The 24,543-nt window shown below is 75.6% G+C and carries 22 protein-coding genes; 4 read left to right on the top strand and 18 right to left on the bottom strand.

Annotation, left to right across the window (positions count from 1 at the left end; translation table 11 throughout):
* Positions 1-14: 14 nt before the first annotated feature.
* Together wecB and SK069_RS07140 are read right to left on the bottom strand one after the other, a co-directional pair.
* Positions 15-1,109: a non-hydrolyzing UDP-N-acetylglucosamine 2-epimerase gene (gene wecB / locus SK069_RS07145; RefSeq protein WP_319953508.1), complete on the bottom strand. Its 1,095-nt coding sequence runs from the start codon at positions 1,107-1,109 to the stop codon at positions 15-17.
* 108 nt (positions 1,110-1,217) lie between these two features.
* Positions 1,218-2,252, bottom strand: a complete 1,035-nt coding sequence (locus tag SK069_RS07140) for a 6-phosphofructokinase (protein WP_319953507.1) — start codon at positions 2,250-2,252, stop codon at positions 1,218-1,220.
* 174 nt (positions 2,253-2,426) lie between these two features.
* Between SK069_RS07140 and SK069_RS07135 the strand changes: the two genes are divergently transcribed.
* Positions 2,427-2,813, top strand: a complete 387-nt coding sequence (locus SK069_RS07135) for a universal stress protein (protein ID WP_319953506.1) — start codon at positions 2,427-2,429, stop codon at positions 2,811-2,813.
* Between the two features lie 6 nt (positions 2,814-2,819).
* Here the strand turns inward: SK069_RS07135 and SK069_RS07130 are convergent, their stop codons facing one another.
* On the bottom strand, positions 2,820-4,340 hold the full coding sequence (locus SK069_RS07130) for a DHA2 family efflux MFS transporter permease subunit (RefSeq protein WP_319953505.1): 1,521 nt from the start codon (positions 4,338-4,340) through the stop codon (positions 2,820-2,822).
* Here SK069_RS07130 and SK069_RS07125 point away from each other — a divergent pair.
* Positions 4,339-4,962 (top strand): MarR family winged helix-turn-helix transcriptional regulator, encoded by a 624-nt coding sequence (locus tag SK069_RS07125; protein WP_319953504.1) that lies wholly within the window; start codon positions 4,339-4,341, stop codon positions 4,960-4,962. The genes SK069_RS07130 and SK069_RS07125 overlap by 2 nt on opposite strands.
* Here the strand turns inward: SK069_RS07125 and SK069_RS07120 are convergent.
* The 6 genes from SK069_RS07120 to SK069_RS07095 form a co-directional block, all read right to left on the bottom strand.
* Complete coding sequence (locus SK069_RS07120; RefSeq protein ID WP_319953503.1) at positions 4,959-5,579, bottom strand: metallopeptidase family protein; 621 nt, start codon at positions 5,577-5,579, stop codon at positions 4,959-4,961. The genes SK069_RS07125 and SK069_RS07120 overlap by 4 nt on opposite strands.
* Before the next feature lie 63 nt (positions 5,580-5,642).
* A complete protein-coding gene (locus tag SK069_RS07115; RefSeq protein ID WP_319953502.1) occupies positions 5,643-6,806 on the bottom strand; it encodes an acyl-CoA dehydrogenase family protein in 1,164 nt (387 codons plus the stop codon).
* A 112-nt stretch (positions 6,807-6,918) separates the two neighbouring features.
* Positions 6,919-7,359: a Fur family transcriptional regulator gene (locus SK069_RS07110; RefSeq protein ID WP_319953501.1), complete on the bottom strand. Its 441-nt coding sequence runs from the start codon at positions 7,357-7,359 to the stop codon at positions 6,919-6,921.
* Between the two features lie 72 nt (positions 7,360-7,431).
* Entirely contained in the window at positions 7,432-7,779 is a 348-nt protein-coding gene (locus SK069_RS07105; RefSeq protein ID WP_319953500.1) for a rhodanese-like domain-containing protein, read from the bottom strand.
* Between the two features lie 70 nt (positions 7,780-7,849).
* Positions 7,850-8,626: an LOG family protein gene (locus SK069_RS07100; protein ID WP_319953499.1), complete on the bottom strand. Its 777-nt coding sequence runs from the start codon at positions 8,624-8,626 to the stop codon at positions 7,850-7,852.
* Positions 8,627-8,760: 134 nt separating this feature from the next.
* Positions 8,761-9,921: a M20/M25/M40 family metallo-hydrolase gene (locus SK069_RS07095; RefSeq protein WP_319953498.1), complete on the bottom strand. Its 1,161-nt coding sequence runs from the start codon at positions 9,919-9,921 to the stop codon at positions 8,761-8,763.
* 122 nt (positions 9,922-10,043) lie between these two features.
* On the opposite strand from SK069_RS07095, the gene SK069_RS07090 reads away from it, so the two are divergent.
* Positions 10,044-10,511, top strand: a complete 468-nt coding sequence (locus SK069_RS07090) for a peroxiredoxin (RefSeq protein WP_319953497.1) — start codon at positions 10,044-10,046, stop codon at positions 10,509-10,511.
* Positions 10,512-10,749: 238 nt separating this feature from the next.
* Here the strand turns inward: SK069_RS07090 and SK069_RS07085 are convergent, their stop codons facing one another.
* From SK069_RS07085 to SK069_RS07070, 4 genes are all read right to left on the bottom strand, one after another.
* Positions 10,750-11,901 carry an acyl-CoA dehydrogenase family protein gene (locus SK069_RS07085; RefSeq protein ID WP_406628269.1) on the bottom strand — a complete coding sequence of 384 codons (1,152 nt, stop codon included), beginning with the start codon at positions 11,899-11,901 and terminating at the stop codon, positions 10,750-10,752.
* Positions 11,902-11,983: 82 nt separating this feature from the next.
* On the bottom strand, positions 11,984-14,083 hold the full coding sequence (locus tag SK069_RS07080) for an ATP-binding protein (protein WP_319953495.1): 2,100 nt from the start codon (positions 14,081-14,083) through the stop codon (positions 11,984-11,986).
* Positions 14,080-15,624: an acyl-CoA carboxylase subunit beta gene (locus tag SK069_RS07075; protein WP_406628268.1), complete on the bottom strand. Its 1,545-nt coding sequence runs from the start codon at positions 15,622-15,624 to the stop codon at positions 14,080-14,082. Before SK069_RS07075 ends, SK069_RS07080 begins: the two co-directional genes overlap by 4 nt.
* Positions 15,625-15,771: 147 nt before the next feature.
* On the bottom strand, positions 15,772-17,016 hold the full coding sequence (locus tag SK069_RS07070; RefSeq protein WP_319953493.1) for a PucR family transcriptional regulator: 1,245 nt from the start codon (positions 17,014-17,016) through the stop codon (positions 15,772-15,774).
* A 181-nt stretch (positions 17,017-17,197) separates the two neighbouring features.
* On the opposite strand from SK069_RS07070, the gene SK069_RS07065 reads away from it, so the two are divergent.
* Positions 17,198-18,118 (top strand): BKACE family enzyme, encoded by a 921-nt coding sequence (locus tag SK069_RS07065; protein ID WP_319953492.1) that lies wholly within the window; start codon positions 17,198-17,200, stop codon positions 18,116-18,118.
* Positions 18,119-18,151: 33 nt separating this feature from the next.
* Here SK069_RS07065 and SK069_RS07060 read toward each other — a convergent pair whose 3' ends face one another.
* From SK069_RS07060 to SK069_RS07040, 5 genes are all read right to left on the bottom strand, one after another.
* Positions 18,152-19,795, bottom strand: a complete 1,644-nt coding sequence (locus SK069_RS07060; protein WP_319953491.1) for a glycoside hydrolase family 5 protein — start codon at positions 19,793-19,795, stop codon at positions 18,152-18,154.
* Positions 19,796-19,871: 76 nt separating this feature from the next.
* Positions 19,872-21,803, bottom strand: a complete 1,932-nt coding sequence (locus SK069_RS07055) for a hypothetical protein (protein ID WP_319953490.1) — start codon at positions 21,801-21,803, stop codon at positions 19,872-19,874.
* A complete protein-coding gene (locus SK069_RS07050; protein ID WP_319953489.1) occupies positions 21,800-23,257 on the bottom strand; it encodes a HAMP domain-containing sensor histidine kinase in 1,458 nt (485 codons plus the stop codon). Before SK069_RS07050 ends, SK069_RS07055 begins: the two co-directional genes overlap by 4 nt.
* A 24-nt stretch (positions 23,258-23,281) precedes the next feature.
* The gene (locus SK069_RS07045; RefSeq protein WP_319953488.1) at positions 23,282-23,965 is read right to left on the bottom strand and encodes a response regulator transcription factor; all 684 of its coding nucleotides are present in this window, start codon (positions 23,963-23,965) and stop codon (positions 23,282-23,284) included.
* The gene (locus SK069_RS07040; RefSeq protein ID WP_319953487.1) at positions 23,962-24,390 is read right to left on the bottom strand and encodes a calcium-binding protein; all 429 of its coding nucleotides are present in this window, start codon (positions 24,388-24,390) and stop codon (positions 23,962-23,964) included. The genes SK069_RS07045 and SK069_RS07040 overlap by 4 nt, the downstream gene beginning before the upstream one ends.
* Positions 24,391-24,543 lie beyond the last annotated feature (153 nt).

Here is a 24,543-nt window from a genome sequence, read left to right as displayed (position 1 = left end):
TCGCGGGCCGCGGATCAGCCGGCGAAGCGCTGCTCGAGCGCGGCGACGACCCGCTCCCCCGCGCGCCCGTCGCCGAAGAGCGGCGGCCGCTCGCCGGACGGGACGGGCTGGGCCAGCGCGTCGAGCGCCGCCTGCGGGTTGAGGTCCACGAGCCGGTTCCAGCCGACCTGGACCGTCTCGGTCCACTCCGTCGTGTCGCGCAGCGTCACGCAGCGCACGCCGGCGAGGTAGGCCTCCTTCTGCACGCCGCCGGAGTCGGTCAGCACGCCGTCGGCGGCGACGAGCAGCGTCGCGAAGTCCAGCGGCCCGACCGGCTCGACGAGCCGGACTCCGGGCGCCGCGCGCAGGCGGGCGTCCTCGCCGTGCTCCCGCAGGCGCGCCGCGGTCCGGGGGTGCAGCGGCAGGACGAGCGGGCGCTCGGGCCCGGCGGCGGCGATCAGGACGTCCACGAGGGCCGCGAGCCGCTCCGGCTCGTCGACGTTGCCGGCGCGGTGCGCGGTCGCGAGCAGGAAGCCGCCGGGGACGAGGTCGCGCTCGGCGAGCCACCCGGCGGCGCGCTCCCGGGCGCGGGGATGGACGTGGAGCGTCACGTCGGTCATGACGTCGCCGACGTCGACGGCGAGGTCGGCCAGGCCCTCGCGCTCGAGGTTGCGCGTCGCGGTCGGCGTCGGGACGAGCAGCAGCTGCGCGAGGTGGTCGGTCACGACGCGGTTGCGCTCCTCCGGCATCCGGCGGTCGAACGACCGCATCCCCGCCTCGACGTGCGCGATCGGGATGCCGAGGTCGGCGGCCACGAGCGCGCCGGCGAGGGTCGTGTTCGTGTCGCCGTAGACGAGCACGACGTCGGGTCGCTGCGCCGGATCGGCGAGCAGCGGCTCGAGCTCGGCGATCATCCGTGACGTCTGGGCGAGGTTCGTCCCCCCGCCGAGGGCGAGCTCGACGTCCGGCGCCGGCAGGTCGAGCTCCCGGAAGAACACCGCCGACAGGGCGTCGTCGTGGTGCTGCCCGGTGTGGATCAGCCGCTCGTCGTGCCGCGCGCGCAGCGGGCGGGAGACCGCCGCCGCCTTGACGAACTGGGGCCGGTTGCCGACGACGGTCGCGATCCGCATCGCGCGGCATGCTCGCAGGTCGCTCCGCGGCGGTCGGCGCCGGCCGCGCCCGCGGTGCGCACGGGGCGGCGGGCGCCCGGCCGGGGACGCCGCGGAGCACCCCGTCGCTCAGAAGAAGACCTTCGCGAGCTCCAGCAGCCGCATGTCGATGCCCTTCACCCCGACGACGTCCGAGAGCGGGATCGTCGTGATCTCGCCGCGCTGCAGGGCGACCATCTTCCCCAGGTCGCCCGCCAGGACGGCCTCGGCGGCGGCGACGCCGTACTGGGTCGCCAGCACGCGATCGTTCGCCGTCGGGGTTCCCCCGCGCTGGATGTGGCCGAGGACGACGACGCGCGTCTCGTAGCCCGTCTCGCGCTCGAGCTCGGCCGCGAGCGCCGCGCCGATCCCGCCGAGGCGCTCGTAGCCGTACTCGTCGGTCTCCTCGTTGGCGACGATCTTCTCGCTGCGCCCGTCGGCGAAGCACAGCCGCGCGCCCTCCGAGACGACGATGATCGAGAAGTCCTTGCCGCGGTCGTGACGGCCGCGGATCGTGGCCGCGATCTCCTCGACCGGCGTCTCGACCTCGGGCACGAGCACGCCGTCGGCGCCGCCGGCGATCGCGGCGGTCACCGCGATCCAGCCGGCGTTGCGCCCCATGACCTCGACGACCATCACGCGGTCGTGGGACTGCGCGGTGGAGTGCAGCCGGTCGATCGCCTCCGCGGCGACGTGGACGGCGGTGTCGAAGCCGAACGTCCGGTCGGTCCCGACGATGTCGTTGTCGATCGTCTTCGGCACGCCGACGACCGGCAGCGCCAGGCGCTCGTGCAGCCGGCGCGTGATGTCCATCGTGTGCTCGCCGCCGATCGCGATCACCGCGTCGACGTCGCCGCGCGCCATCGCCGCCTCGATCCGGGCGGGTCCGTCGTCGTGGCGGTACGGGTCGTAGCTCGACGTCGAGAGGATCGTGCCGCCGAGCGGCAGCAGGCCCGACAGGGCGGCGTGGTCCAGCGGGCGGTGGTCCTGGTGGGCCAGCCCCCGGTAGCCCCGCAGCAGGCCGACCGGCTCGTGTCCCTCCCGCAGGAGCTTGCGCCCCGCGGCCCGGATCACGGCGTTCAGCCCCGGGCAGTCGCCGCCGGCGGTGAGGATCCCGATGCGCACGGCCCCGACGATAGGCGCGATCGGCGCGGGGTCCAACCCTCCACCCGGCCCATGGGCGACCACCGGCGTTGGACCGGGTGGCACCCCGCCAGGCTGCCGGTCGGGTGCCCGGCCAGCGAATACGATGGCCGCGACAGGCGGCGCGCCGCGCCGCACGACGGAGAACCGACACGCATGTACGAGAAGATCCTGGTGGGCACCGACGGCTCGGCGACGGCCGCCCAGGCCGTGCGCAAGGCGATCGAGCTGGCGCGGATCAGCGACGCCGCGCTCGACATCGTCACGGTCCGCGGGACCGACCAGAGCGAGGAGTCGGCCAAGCAGCTGCTGGAGCCCGCCACCGCCGAGGCCCGCGACGCCGGTCTGCAGGCCGTCAACGGCCTCGTGCGCGGCGGCGATCCCTCGGAGGCCCTCGTGTCGGCCGCCGAGCAGCGCGGCAGCGACCTGCTCGTCGTCGGCAACAAGGGCATGACCGGGACGAAGCGGTTCCTCCTCGGCTCCGTCCCGGACAAGATCAGCCACCACGCGCCGTGCGCGGTGCTCATCGTCCAGACGAGCTGAGCGCGGCTACAGCTCGTTGACCGCGGCGGCGGTCGCGCGCTCGACCGGGCTCACGGGGCCGCCCCCGGCGGCCCGCGCCCGACGCGCGCGCCGCTCCACGACCGCCAGCACGACCGCCGGGATCACCGACACGACGGTGATGACGACCGCCCAGGTGAACGCGTCGCCGAAGGCGCCGGCCAGGCCGTCGGCGACCTGCGGCGGCACGGTGCCGACCGGCGAGTGCTCGCCGACGCTGCCGGAGTAGCCGCGATCGTCGAGGGCCCGCGTCAGCGCCACCGTCAGCAGGGCGGTGCCGATCGCGCCGCCGCAGCGCTGCAGGACGTTCAGCGCGGTCGTCGCGCGCGGCACGTCGGCGGGCGAGAGCGTCGCGTACGCCGCCGCCATCGAGGGCATCATCGCGAAGCCGATGCCGAGGCCGCGGACGAAGAGGACCGCGCTCAGCAGCACGTAGGAGGTGTCGCCGCCCACGCCGGCGAGCACCAGCGACGTGACGATGAGGACGGCCACGCCGGCGAGCGTCGGCACGCCGCCGCCGATCCGGTCGGTCAGCGCGCCGCTCGCCGGCATCGCGAACGCCATGCCGAGGCCCTGCGGGATGAGCAGCAGGCCGGCGGTGGTGGCGTCCTCCCCCCGCGCGACCTGGAAGTACAGCGGCAGGAGGATCATCGACCCGAACATCGCCGCGCCGAGGACGAACGTCGTCGCCGAGGCGCTGCTGAAGCCCGGCTTGCGGAAGAGGCCGACGTTGATCAGGGCGTGCGGCGTGCGCCGGGCGTGCAGGACGAACAGCACGATGAGCGTCAGGCCGACGACGATCGGGGCCCACGTGATCGGGCCCTCGAAGCCGCCCTTCTCCCCCGTCTCGGCGAGCCCGAAGACGAGCGCCGCCGCGCCGATGCTCGAGAGGATCGCGCCGAGCCAGTCCAGCCGCATGCCGCCGTGCCCCTCCGAGGCCGGCAGGACCCGCAGCGCCAGGGCGACGCCGATGATGCCCACGGGGACGTTCACGAAGAAGATCCACCGCCACGAGAGGTGGTCGACGATGAGGCCGCCGAGCGTCGGGCCGAAGATCGGCGCCAGGAGCATCGGCACGGCGATGATGCTCATGACCCGCCCGACGCGCTGGGGCCCGGCCTTCTGCGTGAGCATGATCTGGCCGATCGGCATGATCATCCCGCCGCCGACGCCCTGCAGCACGCGCAGGGCGATGAGCTGCTCGACGTTCTGCGCGGCGCCGCAGAGCGCGGAGGTGAGCGTGAAGAGGACGACGGCGATGATCCACACGCGCTTGCCGCCGAACTGCTCCGACGCCCAGCCCGTGAGCGGGATGACGGCGGCCAGGGCGAGCATGTAGCCCGTCGCGACCCACTGGACGGTCTCGATCGGGGCGTCGAGGTCCCGGGAGAGGTCCTGGAGCGCGACGTTGATGATCGTCGTGTCGAGGATCGACATGATCGCGCCGACGATCACGACGGCGGCGACCGCCATGAGCGAGCGGTCGCGCAGGAGCGAGGTGCTGGACATGAGGGAGGAGGTCGCCGCCGGGGGCCTCCCGGGCGCGCGAGCGACGCGTATTGTTAGCACCCTCATGACCTCGGGGCCCGAGCGCGCGACCGACCGACCCGCCGCCGCGCCGAGCGACGATCCGGCGACCGACGAGCTGGCCGAGCAGCTGCGGCAGCTCTTCCGGGCGACGCGTCGCCTGCGCGGCTACGGCAACCAGCACCAGGGCGGTGGCCTGTCGCTGCCGCAGTACCACCTGCTGGAGCCGCTCCTGCGCTGCGAGGCGGAGCTCCCCGTCGGGCAGCTCGCGGAGCGCGCCGGGCTGTCGCCGCCGACGGCGACGACGATGATCCGCAAGCTCGTGGACCAGGGGATCGTCGAGCGCCGACCGGACCCGAGCGACCGGCGCGTCGTGCGCCTCGCGCTGTCGCCCGCGGGTCGCGAGCGCGTCGCGGAGCGGCGCGACGTCGTCGAGGGCTGGCGCACGGCGATCGCGCGCCGCATCGACGCCGCCGATCGCGCCGCCGGGGTCCGGGTCCTCGCCGCCGTCGTCGCCGGGCTGGAGGAGACGGCCGACGCGCTCGCCGCGCTCGTCGAGGAGGAGGCGCGCGCCGGCGGCGCGCGCGACGCGACCGAGCGCTAGAGCCCGAGGTCGCGCACGCCGAGCTCGTCGAAGCCGACGTGGTGGGCGAGCTCGTGGCGGACCGTGATGAGGACCTGCTCGCGCAGCAGCTCCGGGTCGTGCCCGAAGTCGCGGCGCAGCGTGTCGCGGAAGATGAGGATCTGGTCCGACGTCGTGTCGTGCACGGCGCCGTCGCCGCGGTACAGGCCGTAGGCGTGGTGGCGCCGTCCGTCGTCGGAGATGACCACCGCGACGTTCGTGTCGAGCACGCCGCGCAGGAGGTCCGGCAGCTCGTCGAGCGCCTCGCGGACGAGCTCCTCGAAGCCCTGGTCGGCGTACGGGTCGTGCGCGAGGAACTCGGACTCCTCGGGGTCGACCGCGAGGCCCTCGGCGGCCAGCCGCTCCGCGCGCTCGACGACCCGCTCGAAGTCCTCGTCGCTGGCCGGGCTGCGGTAGTCGCTCAGGCGACCGACGCCCCAGCCGACGACCGCCGAGATCGCGCCGAGGGCGGTCAGCGCGGTGCCGAGCGTCTGCACGCCCCGCAGCAGCGGCTCGCCGGCCCAGGCCCCGAGCACCACCGTGATCGTGCACGCGACGCAGAGCCCGACGGCACCGGCCAGCAGGGTACGAGCAGCCATCGTGCAACTGTACGCAACCGCGCCGGGCGGTCGTGCCGGCCGACGCGGAGCGCGAGCGCTCGGTCAGCCGAGCATCGACCGCGCGATGACGACGCGCTGGATCTCGTTCGTGCCCTCGTAGATCTGGGTGATCTTCGCGTCGCGCATGAAGCGCTCCATCGGGTAGTCCTTGACGTAGCCGTAGCCGCCGAGGATCTGGAGCATGTCGACGGTCACGGCCATCGCCGTGTCGGAGGCCATGAGCTTCGCCATCGAGGTCCACTTGCCGACCTCGCGCGAGCCGCGCGGGACGTTGTCGACGACCGAGCAGGCCTTGTAGAGCAGCTCGCGAGCGGCGGCGACGCGGGTCTCGGCGTCGGCGAGCTTCCACTGCAGGCCCTGGAACGTCGCGATCGGCTTGCCGAACGCGATCCGCTCCTTCGCGTACGCGGTCGCGTAGTCGATCGCGCCCTGGGCGATGCCGACCGCCTGGGCGGCGGCGCCGAGGCGCGTGCGCTCGAGCGTGCCGAGCGCGACGGAGAGGCCCTTGTCGACCTCGCCGATGACGTTCTCGTGCGGGACGCGGACGTCCTCGAGCACCGGGGAGCCCGTCGGCGAGCCCTTGATCCCGAGCTTCTTCTCCAGCGGACCCCACGAGAAGCCGGGGCGGTCGGACTCCACGACGAAGGCCGTGATCCGGTTGCTCTCGGGGTTCGTCTTCGCGAAGACGACGTAGAAGTCGGCGATCGACGTGTTCGTGATCCAGTTCTTCGAGCCGTTGATGACCCACTCGTCGCCGTCGCGCACGGCGGTCGTCTTCATCGACGCGGGGTCCGACCCGGCCTCGGGCTCGGAGAGCGCGAACGCCGGCGAGTGCTCGCCCGTGGCGATCTTCGGGAGGAAGCGCTGCTTGAGCTCCTCGGAGCCGAAGAGCGTGATCGGCAGGGAGCCGAGCTCCTGGATCATCTGGATCAGGGCGGAGGAGGCGCAGACCTTCGCGATCTCCTCGACGGCGAGCTGCTGCATGAGCGTGCCCATGTGCATCCCGCCGTACTGCTCCTCGATCGGGAGGCCGAGGATGTCGGCCTCCGCGAGCTGCTTGCGGACGTCCCAGGGGTACTCCCCCCGCTCGTCGATCTCCGCGGCGCGCGGCGCGATCTGCTCCTGCGCGATCTGACGGACCGCGTCCCGGAACTCGAGCAGCTCCTCCGGGATGGTGTAGAGGCCGGAGGACAGATCGGTCGACATGCCGATGATCGTACTTCCTCGCATCTCCCCGGCGGCGCGGGCAGCGGGGCGGGCGCCCCCTGTTCGGGCCGGCCGGGCGGCGCCCGGCGATCCGGATCCCCCGAAACGGGGGTCAGGTCGCCACGCAGGCGGCGCAGAGGCCGCTCACGACGACCGTCGCGGCGTCGACCTGGTGGCCCGCGTCCTCGGCGGCCTTGCGGGCCGCGGCGCGCCCGGCCCGGGTGTCGAGGTCGATGAGCGCCCCGCAGCGGGTGCACGTGAAGTGGTCGTGCGGCGTGGCGTTCGTGTCGTAGCGCGCGGCGCCCGGTGCCGCGACGCGCCGCACGATCCCGAGCTCGGCGAAGAGCTCGAGCGTCGAGTAGACCGTCGGCAGCGCGAGGCCCGGCAGGTCACCGGCGGCCTCGCGCAGCAGCGCCTCGGCCGTGACGTGGCGGGGGGCGCCGTCGAGCAGGCGGTGCAGCGCCAGGCGCTGCGGCGTCACGCGCAGCCCCGCCGCGCGCAGCCGCGCGACGAGCTGCTCGTCCGCGGTGGGCGTGGTCGGGACCGTCTCCATGACCCCATGGTACTAGGACGACCTAAGCTGTAGTCCCTAGCAACAAGGAGCGGCTAGCCGCCAGCCACGCGGTCAGTGCTCGGCGACCGTGCCGCCGTCGGGCTCGAGCGCCCGTCCCCCGGCCGCCCAGTCGAGGATCCCGCCCTGCAGCGACGCCGCCGGATAGCCGTGCTGGCGGAACGCCTGCGCCGCGAGCAGCGAGCGCCCGCCCACGCGGCACTGGAACACGATCGGCTTCTCCCCGTCGAGGGGCGGCCGACCGGAGCGCGGGCCGAGCTGGTCCAGCGGGACGTGGTGCGCGCCGGGGATCCGGCCGGCCTCCCATTCGTACGGCTCGCGGACGTCGACGAGCACGACCTCGTCGCGCGCCAGGGCGTCCTCGAGGGTCGCGGCGTCGATCTCGATCGGCAGCTCGGCCATGCGGATCACGGTACCGCCCCCCGCGCGCCGTGCCCGGGACGCGACGCGACGGCGCGCTCGCGGGCCGGGCTCAGCGCCGCCAGAGCCCGGGAGGCCAGTCCTCGCCCATCGCCCCGTGGAGGTCGCCGGGGCCGCCGGCCTCGCGCACGTCGGCGGCCGCGCGGCAGATCGCGACGATCTCGTCGACGTCGTCCGTGACCCGGAACAGCCGCTCGTCCCCGTCGGAGATCAGCCCGTCGGCGAGCATCCGCTCGCGCAGCCACTCCACCAGCCCGCCCCAGTACGCGGTGCCCCAGAGGACGACGGGATAGCGCCGGATCTTCTGGGTCTGGACGAGGCAGAGGACCTCGAACAGCTCGTCCATCGTGCCGAAGCCGCCCGGCGTGGCGACGAACGCCCCCGAGTAGCGCACGAACGCGACCTTCCGGGTGAAGAAGTAGTGGAACTCGATCGCGAGGTCGAGGTACGGGTTGCCGTGGGTCTCGAAGGGCAGGTCGATGAGCAGGCCGACCGTGCGCCCGCCGCCGTCCTGCGCGCCGCGGTTGGCCGCCTCCATGAGCCCCGGACCGCCGCCGGTGACGACCGTCGCGCCCGCGTCGGCGGCGAGCCGGCGCCCGAGCTCGACGGTCCGCTCGTACTCCGGCGTGCCGGGGCCGAGGCGAGCCGAGCCGAAGACGGTGATGCCGCGGCGGACGTCGCGCAGCGCGGTGAACGCCCGCGAGAGCTCGGCGCGGATCCGGTCCAGCCGCTCCTCGTCGCTGAGCTCGACCACGACCTCGCCGAGGTCGGCGTTCAGGAGCTCCTCGTCGGGGTTGTCGGGGTGGTGCGGTCGGGGGGCCTCGCTCACGGCTGACGAGCCTACGGGGCGTGCGGCACCGGGGTGCGCGGCCCGGAGGCGCCGGCGCGCGGCGCGTCCGGCGACGAGGCGCGGGTGCGCGGTCGCCGGGCCGAGGTGCCGACGGGGCGCCGTGGCCGCGTCCGTCAGCGGTCCAGGAGCGCGGCGGCGACGGCGAGCGCCACCTCGGCGCGATCGCCGACGGTCCGGCCGTCGACGTGCTCGTCGACGGCGTGCGCGCCGCCGCCGAGCGGTCCGAGCCCGTCGATCGCGACCTGCACGTGCTGGGCGAGGTGGCTCGCGTCGGAGGCCCCGCCGCGCGCCGCCGGGACGATCGCGCGCCCGAGCAGCGATCCCGCGCGACGGAGCGCGGGCGCCGCGACCGACCGGTGGTCCATGCCTGGCCACCGGCGACCGAGCCAGGACTCCAGCGCGACGCCGTCGACCTGCTCGGGGATCGTCGCCAGCACCCGCTCGACGCTCGCGAGGTCGTCGGCGCGCAGGTCGCAGATGAGCTCGCCGGCGTCCGGGACGACGTTCAGCGCGCCGCCGGAGCGCAGGATCGTCGGCACGACGCTCAGGGCCTCCGGCCCCCGCGGGTCGTGGCGCCCGGCGAGGTGGGTGGCCACGCGCGCGAGGGCGACCAGCGCGTTGCGCCCGTCGTCCGGACGGCTGCCGGCGTGGGCGGCGCGGCCGGTCGCCGCGACGTGGATCGTCGAGGCGGCTTTCCGGCGGACGACGACGGCCTCGTCGCCGGTGTCGGTCCGCTCGCCGCCCTCGAAGCAGAGGCAGCCCTCCCAGCCGGCGAACCGCGCCCCGTGGGCGAACGGCGCGGAGCGCCACTCCTCGTCGGACACGAGCAGCAACGCGACCTCGGCGTAGCGCTCGCGGACCGCCGGCGCGGCGAGCGCGCCGAGCACGCCGACCGCCAGCGCGTCGCCGCCCTTCATGTCGAAGGTCCCCGAGCCGTCCCAGCGGGGACCGTCGACGACGAACGGCCGGTGCTCGCCGTGCGCGACGACGGTGTCGAGGTGACCGAGCAGGACGAGCCGCGCCCGACCGGTGCCCCGCACGCGCACGAGGAGGTCGGGCGGGAAGCCCTCGGTCGAGCACGGGATCCGCTCGACCGACGCCGCCGCCGGCAGCGCACCGGTCACGAGCGCCGCGCAGCGCTCGAACCCGGCGTGGTCGCCGGAGGGCGAGGAGACGTCGACCAGCGCGGGGAGCAGCGCGGTGGTCGTCGCCGCGACGGCGGGCGCCGCGGCGAGCAGCGGATCGACGGGCGGTGCGGGGACGGCCGGCGCCATCCCGCGACCCTCGCAGGTCCGCTCGACGCCGTGCGTGGCGGGGCCTCGAAGGGCGAGGGAATCGACGGCGCTCCCGCACGCCAGACGCATCCGCCCGGCCCGGGGGACCGTAGGCTTGGACGATGGCCAGCTCTCCGAAGGTCGGCGACCCCGCCCCCGATTTCACCCTCGAGGGGACCGACGGGTCCTTCACCCTCTCCGCGCACCGCGGCACGCGCGTCGTGCTCGCGTTCTACCCCGGCGACGACACGACCGTCTGCACGAAGCAGTTCTGCTCCTACCGCGACCGCGCCGAGGACCTGGCGGCGCTCGACGCCGTCGTCGTGGGCATCAGCGGCAAGGGCGTGGAGAGCAAGGAGGCGTTCCGCGACCACCACGGCCTGACCGTCCCGCTGCTGGCGGACGCCGACGGCGAGGTCGCGCGGCTCTACGGGGTGAACGCCCGCCTGCTCGGCACGAAGCGCGCGACGTTCGTCATCGACGAGCAGGGCACCGTCGCCTGGTCGAAGGTCAACCCGCTGGCGATCAGCTTCGTCACCGTCGACGAGCTGCGCGACGTCCTCGCGAAGCTCCCCGCCCCCGCCGCCTGACGGACGTCGCCGCGGCCGCTCGCGACGGCCGACGTGCGGCCTGGGGCCCGCCCCCCAAGAGCCCAGCGGTCACGGCGGGACGGCCGCACCCGGCCGACCCGTGCCCGAGCGCCGAGACGGCCGACGTGCGGCCTGGGGCCCGCCCCTCAGAGCCACAGCGGTCACGGCGGGACGGCCGCACCCGGCCGACCCGTGCCCGAGCGCCGAGACGGCCGACGTGCGGCCTGGGGCCCGCCCCTCAATAACTCTTCGGCAGGCCGAGGGAGTGCTCGGCGACGTAGTTCAGGACCATCTCGGCGCTGACCGGGGCGGTGCGGGCCAGCCGGGCACCCCACCAGAGGTCCGACATGCCGTACTCGATGCTCAGGCCGTTGCCGCCGAGGGTCTGCATGCCGCGGTCCACGCAGGCGATGCCGGCCTCGGCGGCGGCGTACTTCGCCATGTTCGCGGCCTCGCCGGCCTGGGCGCCGGCGTCGTAGAGGGCGGCGGCCTTCTGGGTCATGAGCCACGCGAGGTCGAGGTCGATCTTCGCCTTCGCCAGCGGGTGGGCGACGCCCTGGTGGGCGCCGATCGGCGTCTTCCACACCTGGCGCTCGCGGGCGTAGGCCGACGCCTTCTCCAGCGCGAGGCGCCCGCCGCCGCAGGCCAGCGCGGCGCCGATGATCCGCTCGGGGTTCAGGCCGTCGAAGATCGGGCCGAGGCCGCCGTTGAAGCCGCCGACCAGGCGGTCTTCGTCGATCTCGACGTCGTCGAAGAACAGGGTCCACTGGTGGTCCGGCCCGAGGTAGGGCATCGGGATCCGGTCGCGGGTGAAGCCGGGCGCGTCGACGTCGACGATGCAGAGCGACGGCAGCCCGAGCGAGCCGTCCTCGTTCACGCCGCGGGCGACGACGAGCACCTGGTCGGCCTGCTCGACGCCGGAGATGTACGTCTTCTGGCCCTTCAGCAGGAGCTTGCCGCCCTCGCGCCGCAGCGACGTGCGGAGGTTGTGCGAGTTCGTGCCGGCGTCGGGCTCGGTGATCGCGAAGGCGATCCGGGTCGTGCCGGCGGCGACGCCGCGCAGCCACCGCTCCTTCTGCTCCGTCGTGCCGTGGCGGGCGAGGATCGAGCCGTTGATCGCCGGCGAGACGACGAGCAGCAGCATGTTGAAGCCGTAGGCGGCGAGCTCCTCGCCGACGGTGATCAGGCCCTGCATGCCGAGACCCCCGCCGCCCCACTCCTCCGGCACGTTCACGCCGATGAAGCCGCCCTCGGAGAGGGCCTGCCAGAGCGCGTCGGGCGACTCGCCCCGCTCGTGGGTCTCGCGCCAGTAGCCGTGGCCGAACCGCTCGCAGATCTCGCGCACGGCCGCGCGGACGGCGCGCAGCTCGTCGCTCTCCAGCAGGGGCAGGACGGGGACGTCGGGGTCGATGGTGCTCATGGCGTCGTCCGGGGTCGGGTGTCGGTGGTCGTGCGGGTCCTCGGGCGCCGCGTCACGCGGCGTCGTCGACGACGGCGAGGACCTGCCCGCCGTCGACCTGGTCGCCGGCGGCGACCGGGAGCTCGGTGACCGTGCCGTCGACGGGCGCGGTGACCTCGTGCTCCATCTTCATCGCCTCGAGGACGACGAGCGCCTGACCGGCGCGCACCGCGTCGCCGGCGGCGACGAGGACCCGCAGGACGGTCCCGGGCAGCGGGGCGGTGAGCGAGCCCGCGGCGAGCTGTCCGGCGTGGTCGGGGAACCGCGGCCGCTCGCGCAGGCCGACCTCGCCCTCGGGCGTGGCGACCCACTGCGCGTCGCGGCCGGCGTGCACGGCGTAGCGGTGCCGGACGCCGTCGATCCGCAGCTCGACGACGTCCGGGTCGGCACGGACGAGCTCGGCGACGAGCGGCGTGCCGTCGACCGCGAGCTCGGCGAGCCGGCCGCGGCGGTCCAGGCGGTAGGCGACGGCGAGGCCCTCCCCCGGGGGCGCGCCGACGACGTCGTAGGCGACGGACTGGGCGACGGCCGGGACGTTGCGCCAGCCGCTCGGCGCCAGGCTCCCGGCGTCGGCGGCCGCGCGTCGGGCGGCCTGGCCGGCGAGCGCGGCCGCGGCCGCGAGCGGGCGCAGCGCCTCCCCGCCCAGCAGCGGGACGGCGAGCGCGTCGCGGACCGGGCCGTCGAGCAGCTGCGTGTCGTGCTCGACCGCGGCGAACGCCGGGTGCTCGAGCGTCCGCACGAGCAGGTCCCGGGCCGTCCGCGGACCGGCGAGCCGGGCGCGGCGCAGGGCGTCCGCCAGGCGGGCCGTCGCCGCCGCGCGGGTCGGCGCGTGGACGACGACCTTCGCGAGCATCGAGTCGTAGTGCGGCGAGACGACGCTGCCGGCCTCCACGCCGCTGTCGAGCCGCAGCACGGTCGAGGCGTCGCCGCGGTCCTCGGCGGGTCCGACGGCGCCCTCGAACGAGAACCGCTCCACGAGGCCGGTCTGCGGCAGCCAGCCCGCCGCGGGATCCTCGGCGACGAGGCGTGCCTCGATCGCGTGGCCGCGGGCGGGCGGGTCGACGGCCTCGGGGGGCAGCGGCTCGCCGCCGGCGATCCGCAGCTGCAGCTCGACGAGGTCCAGGCCGCAGACGAGCTCGGTCACCGGATGCTCGACCTGCAGGCGGGTGTTCACCTCGAGGAAGAACGCCTCCTGCGGGTGGCCGGGATCGGTGTCCGGGCCGCCGGCGAGGACGAACTCGACGGTCCCGGCGCTGACGTACCCCAGCGCCGCGGCGGCGTCGCGCGCCGCGTCGGCCAGCGCCGCCCGGACCTCCGCGCCGAGGGCGGGAGCCGGGGACTCCTCGATGAGCTTCTGGTGGCGACGCTGGATCGAGCAGTCGCGCTCGGGCAGCGCGCTGACGGTCCCGTGATGGTCGCCGAGGATCTGGACCTCGACGTGCCGGGGCCGCGTGACGTAGCGCTCGAGGAAGACCGTGCCGTCGCCGAAGGCCGAGGCGGCCTCGTGACGGGCGGCGGCCACCGCGTCCGCGAGCGCCGTGGGGTCCTCGACGAGCCGCATGCCGCGTCCGCCGCCGCCGGCCGACGCCTTCACGAGCAGCGGGAAGCCGATCGCCGCGGCCTCGTCCGCCAGCACCGCCGGATCGACGTCCTCCGGCACCCGGGCGCCGGGCAGGACGGGCACGCCGGCCTGCTCCATGAGCTCGCGAGCGCGGAGCTTGGAGCCCATCGCGGCGATCGTCTCCGGCGCCGGTCCGACCCAGGTGAGGCCCGCGTCGATCACCGCGGCGGCGAAGCCGGCGTCCTCGGAGAGGAAGCCGTAGCCGGGGTGGATCGCGTCGGCGCCGGTGGCGCGAGCGGCGGCGATGATCGCGTCCGCGCGCAGGTAGGACTCGCCCGGCGCCGCGCCGCCGAGGGCGACGGCCAGGTCGGCCTCGCGCGCGAACGGCGCGTCGGCGTCGGGGTCGCTGTGGACGGCGACGGTCCCGATCCCGAGCCGGCGGCAGGTCGCGAAGATCCGCCGCGCGATCTCGCCGCGGTTGGCGACGAGCAGCCGGCGGACCGGGCGCGCGTCCGCGGGCGGCACGGACCCGGGCGTCGCGGCCGCGCTCACGGGCGGAACACCCCGAAGCCGTCGGTGCCGCGGACGGGCGCGGAGTGGCAGGCCGAGAGCGCGAGGCCGACGACGGTGCGCGTGTCGCGCGGATCGATGATCCCGTCGTCGTAGCCGCGGCCGGAGATCATGAGCGCCACCTGCTCGTCGGAGATCTTCTTGCGGACCATCGCCTTGACCACCGCGTCCTGGTCCTCGTCGTACTCGCGTCCCTTGGACTCCGCCGCCTGCCGGGCGACGATCGACAGGACGCCCGCCAGCTGCTCGGGCCCCATCACCGACGAGAGCGCGGAGGGCCAGGCGAAGAGGAACCGCGGGGCGTACGCGCGCCCGCTCATCGCGTAGTTCGCCGCGCCGTAGGAGGCGCCGACGACGACCCCGACGTGGGGCACCCGGGAGTTCGAGACGGCGTTGATGAACTGCGCGCCGTGCTTGATGATCCCGCCCTGCTCGTACTCGCGACCGACCATGAAGCCGGTCGTGTTGTGCACGAAGAGCAGCGGGACGTCGCGCTGGTTGGCGAGCTGGATGAACTGCGTGGCCTTCTGCGCCTCCTCGCTGAAGAGGACGCCGCGGACGTTCGCGAGGATCCCGACGGGGTGCCCGTGGATCTCGGCCCAGCCGGTCGACAGCGCCGTGCCGTAGCGGGGCTTGAACTCGTCGTAGCGCGACCCGTCGACGATCCGCGCGACGACCTCGCGCGTGTCGAACGGGACCTTCAGGTCGGCGGAGACGATCCCGAGCAGCTCCTCGGGATCGTGCAGGGGCTCCTCCACGAGCGCGGCGGGGGTCCGTGGGCCCGGCCCCTGCTTGCGCCAGTTGAGGCGGCGGACGATGTCGCGGCCGATCCGCAGCGCGTCGGGCTCGTCCTCGGCCAGCGCGTCGGCGAGCCCCGAGACGGTGGCGTGCATCTCCGCGCCGCCGAGCTCCTCGTCGCCGGAGACCTCGCCCGTGGCCATCTTCACGAGCGGCGGACCGCCGAGGAAGACCTTCGCGCCGCCCTTCACGAACACGGTGTAGTCGCACATCCCGGGGATGTAGGCGCCACCGGCGGTCGAGTTGCCGAAGACGATCGCCACCGTCGGGATCCCGGCCGCCGAGAGCCGCGTGAGGTCGCGGAACATCTGCCCGCCGGGGATGAAGATGTCCAGCTGCGTCGGCAGGTCCGCGCCGCCGGACTCGACGAGGTTCACGAGCGGCAGCCGGTTCTCCAGCGCGATCTCGCTCGCGCGCAGGACCTTGCGCAGCGTGAACGGGTTCGAGGCGCCGCCGCGGATCGTCGGGTCGTTGGCGGTGATGACGCACTCGACGCCCTCGATCACCCCGATCCCGGTGACGACGCTGCCCCCGACGGCGAAGTCGCTGCCGTGGCCGATGAACGGCTGGAGCTCGAGGAACGGGCTGTCGCGGTCGACGAGCAGCTCGATCCGCTCCCGGGCCAGGAGCTTGCCGCGCTTCCGGTGCCGGGCGACGTACTTCTCGCCCCCGCCGCCGCGGACGCCGTCGAGGATCGCCTCGAGCTCCTCCAGCCGCTGCTCCATCGCCGCGCGGTTCGCGGCGTGGCTCTCGGAGCGCGGGTCGATCGCGGTCGCCGTCACGCCGCCAACCTAGGCCAGCGGTGGGCCCCCATCCTGTCCGAGTTCCACAGCCTCCGCCGGCCGTGTTGGCCCTCCCCCACGCCGGGGCCGTCAGCGGTCGGGATCGCCGTGGCGCAACCCGTCGCGGACGAGCAGCGCGGCGTGGAGCTCGACGCGCCGCTCGTCGAGCGGCCGGCCGAGCGCCGCCTCGCACTGGCGCAGGCGGTTGCCGACCGTGTTCGGGTGCACGCCGAGCCGCTCGGCGGTCCGCCCCACGTGGGAGCCCTCGCGCAGGAACGTCGCGAGCGTCGCCCGCAGCCGCACCGTGGCGTCGTCGTCGACGTCGAGCCGGCCCAGCTCGCGGCGGGCGAACCGCCGGGCGAGCGCGGGCTCGGCCGCCAGCAGGCCGAGCAGGCCCGAGCGCTGCCACGCGACGACCGTCCCGCTCGGGCGGCCGGCGGCGCGCGCGAGCCGGCGTCCGGCGACGGCCTCCTCGTGCGTCTCGCGGAAGCCGGTCACGCCCGGCCCGGGCTCCCCGAGCGCGACGCTCACCCCGTCGCGGCGCAGGACCCCGCCGCGTGGCGCCGTGCCGCCGGCCGCCGGCGTGATCCACGCCCACGCGACGCGCTGGCTCGCCCGTAGCACGAGCGGGCGGCCGTCCCCGTGCTCGGCGGCCACCTCCTCGGCCGCGCGCTCGAGCCGCGCCGGCGCGGTCGCCGCGTCGTCGCCGTCGGTCCAGAGGACGACGCCCAGGTGGCGCCCGGCGAGATCGCGGCCGAGCGTGCGCCCCGCGGCGTCGACGTCGACGGGCTGGCCTTCGAGGAGGTCCCGCACGACGTCGGCGCGTCGCGCGTCGAGGCTGCGGCGCCAGCGGTCGCGCTCGGCGTGGTACTCCTCGACGATCCGCCCGACGATGACGTCCATGTAGGCGAACAGCAGCTCGCCGGCGGCGTCGCGCGCGGCGAGGCGCACGTCCCGGTCGGGCGTCCGCTCGTCGAGCGTCCGCATCCACAGGCGCCAGAGGACCCCCTGGCCGACGCGGTAGGTCCGCAGCAGCACCGGGAGCTCGATCCCGCGGCGGACGTACATCCGGGCGTGCTCGAGCGTCGCCTCCGGGACGTGGACCTCGTGCGGCGGGATCCCGCGGCGCACCGCCCGTGCGTGCGCGGCGAGCAGCTCCTGCACGCCGCTGGTGCTCTGGCTCGTCACCGCGGCGGCGTCGGGCAGCTCGGGCACGCCCTCGTGGATCTCCGCCGCGGTGCGCGGGGCCAGCTCGGCGGCGGCGTGCTCGAGGAACGCGGCGGCATCGTCGATCGCGCGCTGCACCTGACCGGGCCCGATCGTCGCGTCGCTCACGGCGCGCAGCGTACCGGCGGCTGGGCAGGTGCCACACGCGCACCGGCTCGCGCTGTGGACCTTCGCGGCCGTGCGGGGCCCCGGCGGACGTATCGTCGACAGCGCCGACGCCCCGCGCGCCCGAACCTCCCGGTCCCGCGGCGCGGCCATCGCGATCGTCCGCCGACGTCCTGGAGCCCCGATGAGCACCGACCATCCCGCGATCCTCACCTGCGCGATCTCCGGGTCGCTGGCCGACCGCGACCAGTGCGCGGCGATCCCGTACACGCCGGCGGAGTACGCCGCCGAGGCGCGGCGGATCGTCGACGAGGGCGGCGTGCACATCCACATCCACGCCCGCTCCCCCGACGGCCGGCCGAGCTACGAGATCGAGGACTTCGGCGCGATCTCCCAGGCGATCCGGGACGAGGTCGGCGACGCCGCGATCATCAACTTCTCGACCGGCACGATCGGCGTCCCGGTCGAGAAGCGGATCGCGTACCTCGAGGCGTGCCGGCCCGAGGTCGCCGCGCTGAACATGGGCTCGATGAACTACGCGAAGTACTCGGCGCGGCGCAAGGACTTCGTCTTCCAGACGATCTTCCCGAACCCGTTCGACGAGATCGTCGCGCTGCTGCGGGCGATGCGCGACCTCGGCATCAAGCCGGAGCACGAGTGCTTCGACGTCGGGCACGTCGGCAACCTCGCCCCCCTCATCGACATGGGACTGCTCGAGGGCCCGCTGCACGCCGACTTCGTCATGGGCGTCACCGGAGGCATCCCGCCGACGGCGCGCAACCTCGCGGCGATGGCCGACAACCTCGCGGTCGTCGGCGAGGCGCTGCCGGTCGCCGACGGCCCGGCCGGGGAGCGGCGGGCGCACCACTGGGGCGTGATCGGGATCAGCCGCGTCCAGTGGACGATGCTCGCCGCGGCGCTCGCGCTCGGCGGCTCGGTCCGCGTCGGGCTGGAGGACAACTTCTACCTGCCCGACGGGACGATGGCCCGCTCCAACGGCGAGCTCGTCGCGAAGGCCCGCGGCCTGATCGAGGACAGCGGCCGTCGCCCGGCGACGGTCGCCGAGGCGCGCGCGGCGCTCGGCGTCCCCCAGCGCGGCGCCTGACCCGACCGCCGGTCCCGCGGCCGGGCGCGCCGCTCAGCGGGAGAGCCGCAGGACCGTGCGCCCGCTCGGCACGGTCACGCGGATGCGGCGCCCGCCGATCGTCGCGTTCGGGAGCTTCGTCGTGCTCGTGCGCACGATCGCGCCCTGGGCGGGCGCGCCGTCGACGGTCAGTCGCCAGGCCCGACCGCGCTCGGCCTGCCCGCCGGTCGCCATGCCGGTCCAGAGCTCCACGATCCCCTTGCCGGAGGTCTCGACGACGAGCCGGTCCTCGCTCGCGCTGACCTCGCGGATCGCCGGGACCGCGGCCATCACGCGCGGGCGGCCGAGGTCCTGGGCGATGCCGGTGCCGCGACGGAGCCCGCCGTCGGCGGCCAGGACGCCCCAGCCGTAGTCCTTCGTCGCGTGCTGCTTCCAGACCCAGATGATGCCGCCGGCCCGCGTCCGGTCGAGCTCGTCGAGCTGCCAGCGCCGGTAGCTCTCCCAGACCCCGCCGCCGGCACCGGCGAACTCGCCCGGCACGAGCGCGGCGCCGAGCGCCTTGGCCTGGCCCTGGAGTCGCGCGTACTCGCGCTTCAGGGCGCCGGCGGTGGCCCCGGTCGGTCCGCCGCCCGTGTAGACGTCGGTGTAGACGTGGGGGGCGAGGACGACCTGGTCGTCGCCGAGCGCGGAGACGGAGCCGCCGACCGGGTCCAGCCAGACCGGCCCGGTGTAGCCGTCGGCGCGCAGGCGCTGGATCATCCGCCGGTAGAACGGGAAGAGCTGGTTCGTCGCCCACGCCGCCTCGGTGCCGGGGCGGGGCGTGCGGGGCTCGTTGTAGAGCTCGATGCCGGCGAAGGCCGGGCCGATCCGGCGACCGGTCGCGGTGACCGCCGAGACGACGTCGGCGTACCAGGACTGCAGCGGCCGTCCGGCGACGGTGCGGTTGGAGAAGAACGAGTCCGCGGCGGCGGCCGCGCACGGGGTGAGGTAGTACGACTGGCCCTGGAGCGCGCCGGAGACGGTGTCGCACGAGGCGCCCTGGGTCGCGACGGCCCAGCGCGGCGCGCCGTCGGCCTCCGCGCTGAAGGGCTGGCCGAGCGCCGCGGCGTAGCGGTCCTGGTGCATGTCGAGCAGGACGTAGACGCCGCGCTCCGCGTACGCCTTGCCGACGCGCTCGACCTGTGCGAGGTACGCCTGGTCGATGACGCCGGCGCGCGGCTGGATCCGCGACCACGAGAGGCCGAGACGGACGACGTTCAGGCCCAGCGCCTGCGCCTGCGCGGCGTCGGCGGCGCCGACCGGCACGGTGCCGTGGGCCCCGGCGTAGTCGATGAGCGCGGCGACGTTCGCGCCGCGCAGCTCGACGCGCCGGCCGTCGGCGGTCTGGAGCATCCGGTGCCCGCCCTGGGCCGGCCCGACGGTGAGCGCCTCGGGCGCGCCGATCCGGCCGACGCCGCTGCGGAGCTTCGACTCGCGCCGGGCACGGCTGCCGAGTCCGCTGACCGTCGCGTGGCGCCGCGACGCGGCGCTCGCGGCGACCGAGCTCGCCAGGCGCCGCTCCTTCGCGCTCGCCGCCGCAGCCGTCGCCGTCTGCGCGTCGAGGGCGGGGAACGTGGCGGCACCGGCGAGGACGAGCCCCGCGAGAGCCCAGGGCGCGGTCGCCCGCCGACGCGGGCGCAGGGGGACGGACGAGCGCACGAGCCTCATGCTGGCAGACCGGGAAGCCCCGCGCGACGGACGTCGACGGATCTCGGGCCCGCCTCCCCGGCCCCGGTCAGGACGGGCCCGCGGACGGTCCGACGGCGACCCGCAGGTCGATCCGCCGGCCGCGCGGCAGCGCGAGGGTCGCGACCCGCCGGACCGTCGGGTCGAGGCGGTCCCGCCCGACTCGCGCGATCCCGACGCGCGCGGTCCCGGCCACCGACGCGCTCCAGGAGGCGCCCCGGGCGGGGCTGACGCGCAGGATCGTCCGCCCGCCGCGGTGCTCGACGGTCGTCGTGGCGTCCTCCCCGAGCGGGATCCGCCACCGCGGGACGGCCGCGCGCATCGACGTCCCCGCGATGCGGAAGCCCTCGACGCCGAAGCGCAGGCGCAGCCGCGCGCCCGCGGTGCCGCGCCGGACGACGGCCCGCAGGCTCCCGCGGCCCGTGAGCGGGCCGCTGCCGCGGCGCGCGGACAGGCGCACGCGCGTCCCGCTCGCAGGACGACCGCCGAGGTGCAGGTCGCCCAGGACGAGGTCGAAGCCGCTGCGGCGGCCGCCGAGGCCGCCGATCGCCCGACCGTCGCCGTCGAGCAGGCGGACGGGCAGCGCCCCGGAGGACAGGTCTCGCGACCAGCCCACGACCGCCGTCGTGTAGCGCGGCGTCGTCACGGCGTAGCGCTGCTGCTCGCGGTCGAAGCTCGCCGCGGAGCGCGGGATCCCCGCCTCGGGGCAGCTCGACACCGACCAGAGCATCCGCAGGCTGCCGAGCGCGCGGTCGCGGCCGGCCGCGGCGAACGTCGTCGCCGCGCCGTAGAGCACCTTGGGCAGCAGCCCGCGGGCGTCCTGCAGGTCGAGGACCCGCTGCTGCGCCCGGCGGCAGAGCGCCCGCGCCCGGCGCCGGTCCGCGGCCGGCAGCACGCCGTCGGCGCCGGCCAGCGCCTGCAGCGCGGTGCTCGCCCAGCCCCAGTACTGGACGAGATAGCGCCGGTCGGCGCCCCAGGCGGTGTCCCAGTTCAGGAGCCCGTCGTTGCCGAAGGCGCCCCAGACGACGCGTCGGCCCCACCGCCGGTAGCGCGCCAGCTCGCCGCGACGCAGCGGCATCCCGTCGGCCCGGGCCTGCGGCAGGAACTGGATCCCGGCCAGCGCGATGAGGCTGTACTCCGGGGTGTCCATCCGGTTCAGGGCGTCGCCCCGACGGCCCTTCACCTGGTAGCGGTAGCCCCCGTCGCGGGTCAGCAGCCGCGGCAGCAGCCGGTCCTCGGTGTCCAGCGCGCGCCGCATCGCGCGGGCGAACGCGCGGCGGTCGCCGTCGACGAGGCGCTTGGCCCAGAGCATCTGGGTCGTCCACAGGAGCTGCCCGATCCGCACGTGGCGCGGGGAGAACATCGGGTGCCCCGCCGTGCGCAGCACCGCGCGCCGCGCCCGAGCCACGGCGGCGGGGCGCAGGCCGAGGACGGCGCGGGCCCGAACGGCCTCCGCCAGCGCGAGCGCGACCTCGGGGTCGATCGCGATGTGCTGGTGGCTCGGCCGCTGGCCGCGTCCGGTGGTCTGGGTGAAGCCGGGACGGTGCGACTGGTCGCGATCGTCGGGGTCGTAGCGCGTCGTCCGCCCGTCGACGAACGCCGGGGACCGCGAGAGCGCGTCGACGAGCTGCCGCGCGCGCTCGGGCGCGGCGAGCCGCGGGGAGAGCGGGCTGTCGGCGCCGAGCACGAGCGCGCGCACGTGCAGGCGCAGCAGCAACGCGTTGGCGCGCGTGCGCGGGGACCCGGGGAACCCGCGGTAGGCCCCCGCCGCGGGGCTCCAGAGGCGGTCGATCGTCTCGACGAGCGGCCCGTCGGCGGGCAGCTGCGACCCGGAGACCGGTCGCGGGCCGTCCGACGGCGCCGGTGCCGCGTCGGCGGCGGCCCCCGGCGGTCCGCCGAGCAGCGCGAGCGCGAGCAGGCCGGCGAGCGCGCCGACGCGTCGCCGTCGGCCTGTGGGTGATCGGGACGGCGGGGTGCTCACGGTCGGCGGCTCCAGCGGCGGCGGGGCTCGGGTGGCGAAGGCGGTGCGGCGGCGTGCCCCACCGCGTCGGGCGGCGGGAACTCGACGGTGAAGCGGGCGCCCCCGAGCGGCGAGTCGTCGATCCGGATCGTCGCACCGTGGTGCCGGACCTGCTGGGCCACGAGCGCCAGGCCGAGGCCCGAGCCCGGCCGCTCGACGTCGCGACCGCGGACGAACGGCTCGAACAGCCGCTCGCGCTCCTCGACCGGGATCCCGGGACCGTCGTCCTCGACGACGAGCGCCGCCCGGCCGCCCTCGATCCGTCGCGCGGACGCGCTGATCGTGCCCCCCGGCCGCCCGTGCCGGGCGGCGTTCACGAGCAGGTTGTCGGCGAGCACCCGCAGCCCCGGCTCCCAGCCCCGCACGACGAGCCGCTCGGGCAGCGTCGTCCGCAGCGCGACGTCGGGGTGGCGCGCGGCGATCGCCCCCGCGGCCTCCGCGACGACGCCCGCGAGGTCGACGTCGACCTGGTCGACGGGGTTGGCGTCGCCGCGCGCGAGCGCCTGCAGGCCGTCGAGGAGGGTCACGAGCCGCCGCTGCTCGGCGAGCGCGTCGCCGATGATCGCCGTGCGGGTCTCCGGGTCGATCGACGGATGCCGATGGACCGTGGAGAGCGCCGCCTGGACCGAGGTCAGGGGCGTGCGGAGCTCGTGCCCGGCGTCCGCGGCGAACCGCCGGGTGGCGGCGAGCGCCTGCTGCCGCTCGCCGCTGGAGCGCTCGAGCCGGCCGAGCATCGCGTTGAACGAGCGCGCCAGCGCGCGCAGCTCCTCGGGCCCCTGGACGGGCACCCGCTGCTCGAGGTCGTCGTCGGACTCGATCCCCCGTGCCGCCCGGCGCAGCCGCCGCAGCGGGCGCAGCACGAGATCGGCGGCGAGCCACGTGGCGAGCCCCGTCGTCACGAGGACGAGGAGGCCGATGAGCAGCAGGCGCCGCTCGAGCCGCTCGCCGCGCCGCTCGAGGATCCGGAGCGTCGAGGAGACCTCGACGCGCCCCTCGAGCACGTCGCGGCCGGCGTCCGACAGATCGACGGACTTGACGTAGATGCGGTACCGCTGTCCGCCGGACTCGTGCGAGCTGTAGCCCAGCGGCAGCCGTCCCACGCGCGGGAAGGGGCGGCCCGCCTCGCCGCCGTCGACCGCCGCTCCCTGGATGACGATCCGCAGCGAGCTGCCCGTCACCCGCAGGGTCTGGTCGAGGCGCTGGCGATCGAGGTCGTCGAGCTGCCCCTGCTGGACGACGTCCCGCGCGGTGACGTCGAGCAGCTCGGCCGTGCGGCGCAGGCGGTCGTCGAGCGCCTCGCGCTCCGTCCGATCCGCGGCGTCGGCGACGAGCGCGCCCGCGATCACGAGGACGACGGAGAGCACCGCGACGACGCCGACGGTGAGCCGCGACCGGAGGTTCCGCAGGACCAGCACCGGAGCGGCAGGCTCGCAGACGGCTCAGACGCGCAGCACGAAGCCGACGCCGCGGACCGTGTGCAGCACCCGTGGCTCGCCGTCGGCCTCGAGCTTGCGGCGCAGGTAGCCGACGAACACGTCGTCGATGTTCGTCCCGGGGTCGAAGGTGTAGCCCCAGACCTCCTCGTGCATCGTCGCGCGGTCGACGACCTCGCCGGCGCGGCGGAGGAAGAGGTGCAGCAGCGCGAACTCGCGCTGGGTCAGCTCGAGGTCCCGCCCTCCCCGGGTCGCGGCGTGCCCGACCGGGTCCAGCGCGATGTCGCCGACGACGAGGCGCTCGTCCTCGCTCGGCGGCCGGCGGCGCAGGAGCGCGTGCAGCCGGGCCGCGACCTCCTCCAGCGCGAAGGGCTTCACGACGTAGTCGTCGGCGCCGGCGTGCAGCCCGAGGACGCGATCGTCGACCTCGTCACGGGCGGAGAGCACGCAGACCGGCGTCTCGTCGCCGTCGGCGCGCAGCCGGCGCAGGACCTCGAGGCCGTCGAGGTCGGGCATCGTGAGGTCCAGCAGCATCGCCGCGGGGCGGACCCGCGGCACCGCCTCGAGCGCCGCCCGGCCGCCCGACGCCGGGACGACCTGGAACCCCTCGAGCTCGAGACCGACCGCCAGCGTGCGGCGGATCGCGGCGTCGTCGTCGACGAGCAGGACGATCGGTCGGGCGTCGGTCACTTCAGCTGGACAGTCTCGCAGTCGCCCGCGATCCGATCGATCCGGTCGGCGACCACGGTGTCCCGCCCCGGCCCGCACGAGACGATGTCGACCACGCGGTTGCGCGAGATGATCGTGTCGTTGCCCGCGCCCCCGACGAGGACGCCGATCGGCTTGCCCCGTCGTCCCGACCCCGCGTCGATCCGGTCGTTGCCGCCGCCGCCGTAGATCGTGTCGTTGCCGCCGCGCCCGTACAGGCGGTCGTTGCCGCCGTTGCCGTAGATCACGTCGTTGCCGTTCGTGCCGCGGATCGTGTTGCCGCGGGCGTTGCCCTTGAAGGTCTTCGCGTCGGCGTGGATCGCGACGCCGCCAGCGACGATCGCGAAGATCGCCAGCAGCACCGGGAGGACCCGGGCGGGGTGCATGCGGGAGAGCAGGTACGACATGGGACGGTGAGGGGAGCTGGTGGGGCGATTCGATCCTGGCACGCCCCGGGCCCGCCGGGTCGCGGCGGCGCGCGTTCTCTCACGGGGCTCTCATGATCGGTGAGGGACCGGTGAGAGCGCCCCCACGGCGAGGCCCCGGTCGGCGACAACTCC

This window comes from Patulibacter brassicae (assembly GCF_033949425.1).
GTDB classification, from domain to species: domain Bacteria; phylum Actinomycetota; class Thermoleophilia; order Solirubrobacterales; family Solirubrobacteraceae; genus Patulibacter; species Patulibacter brassicae.
The sequence above is the reverse complement of the archived record's forward strand: the minus strand, read 5'-3'. Positions and strand labels throughout refer to the sequence as shown.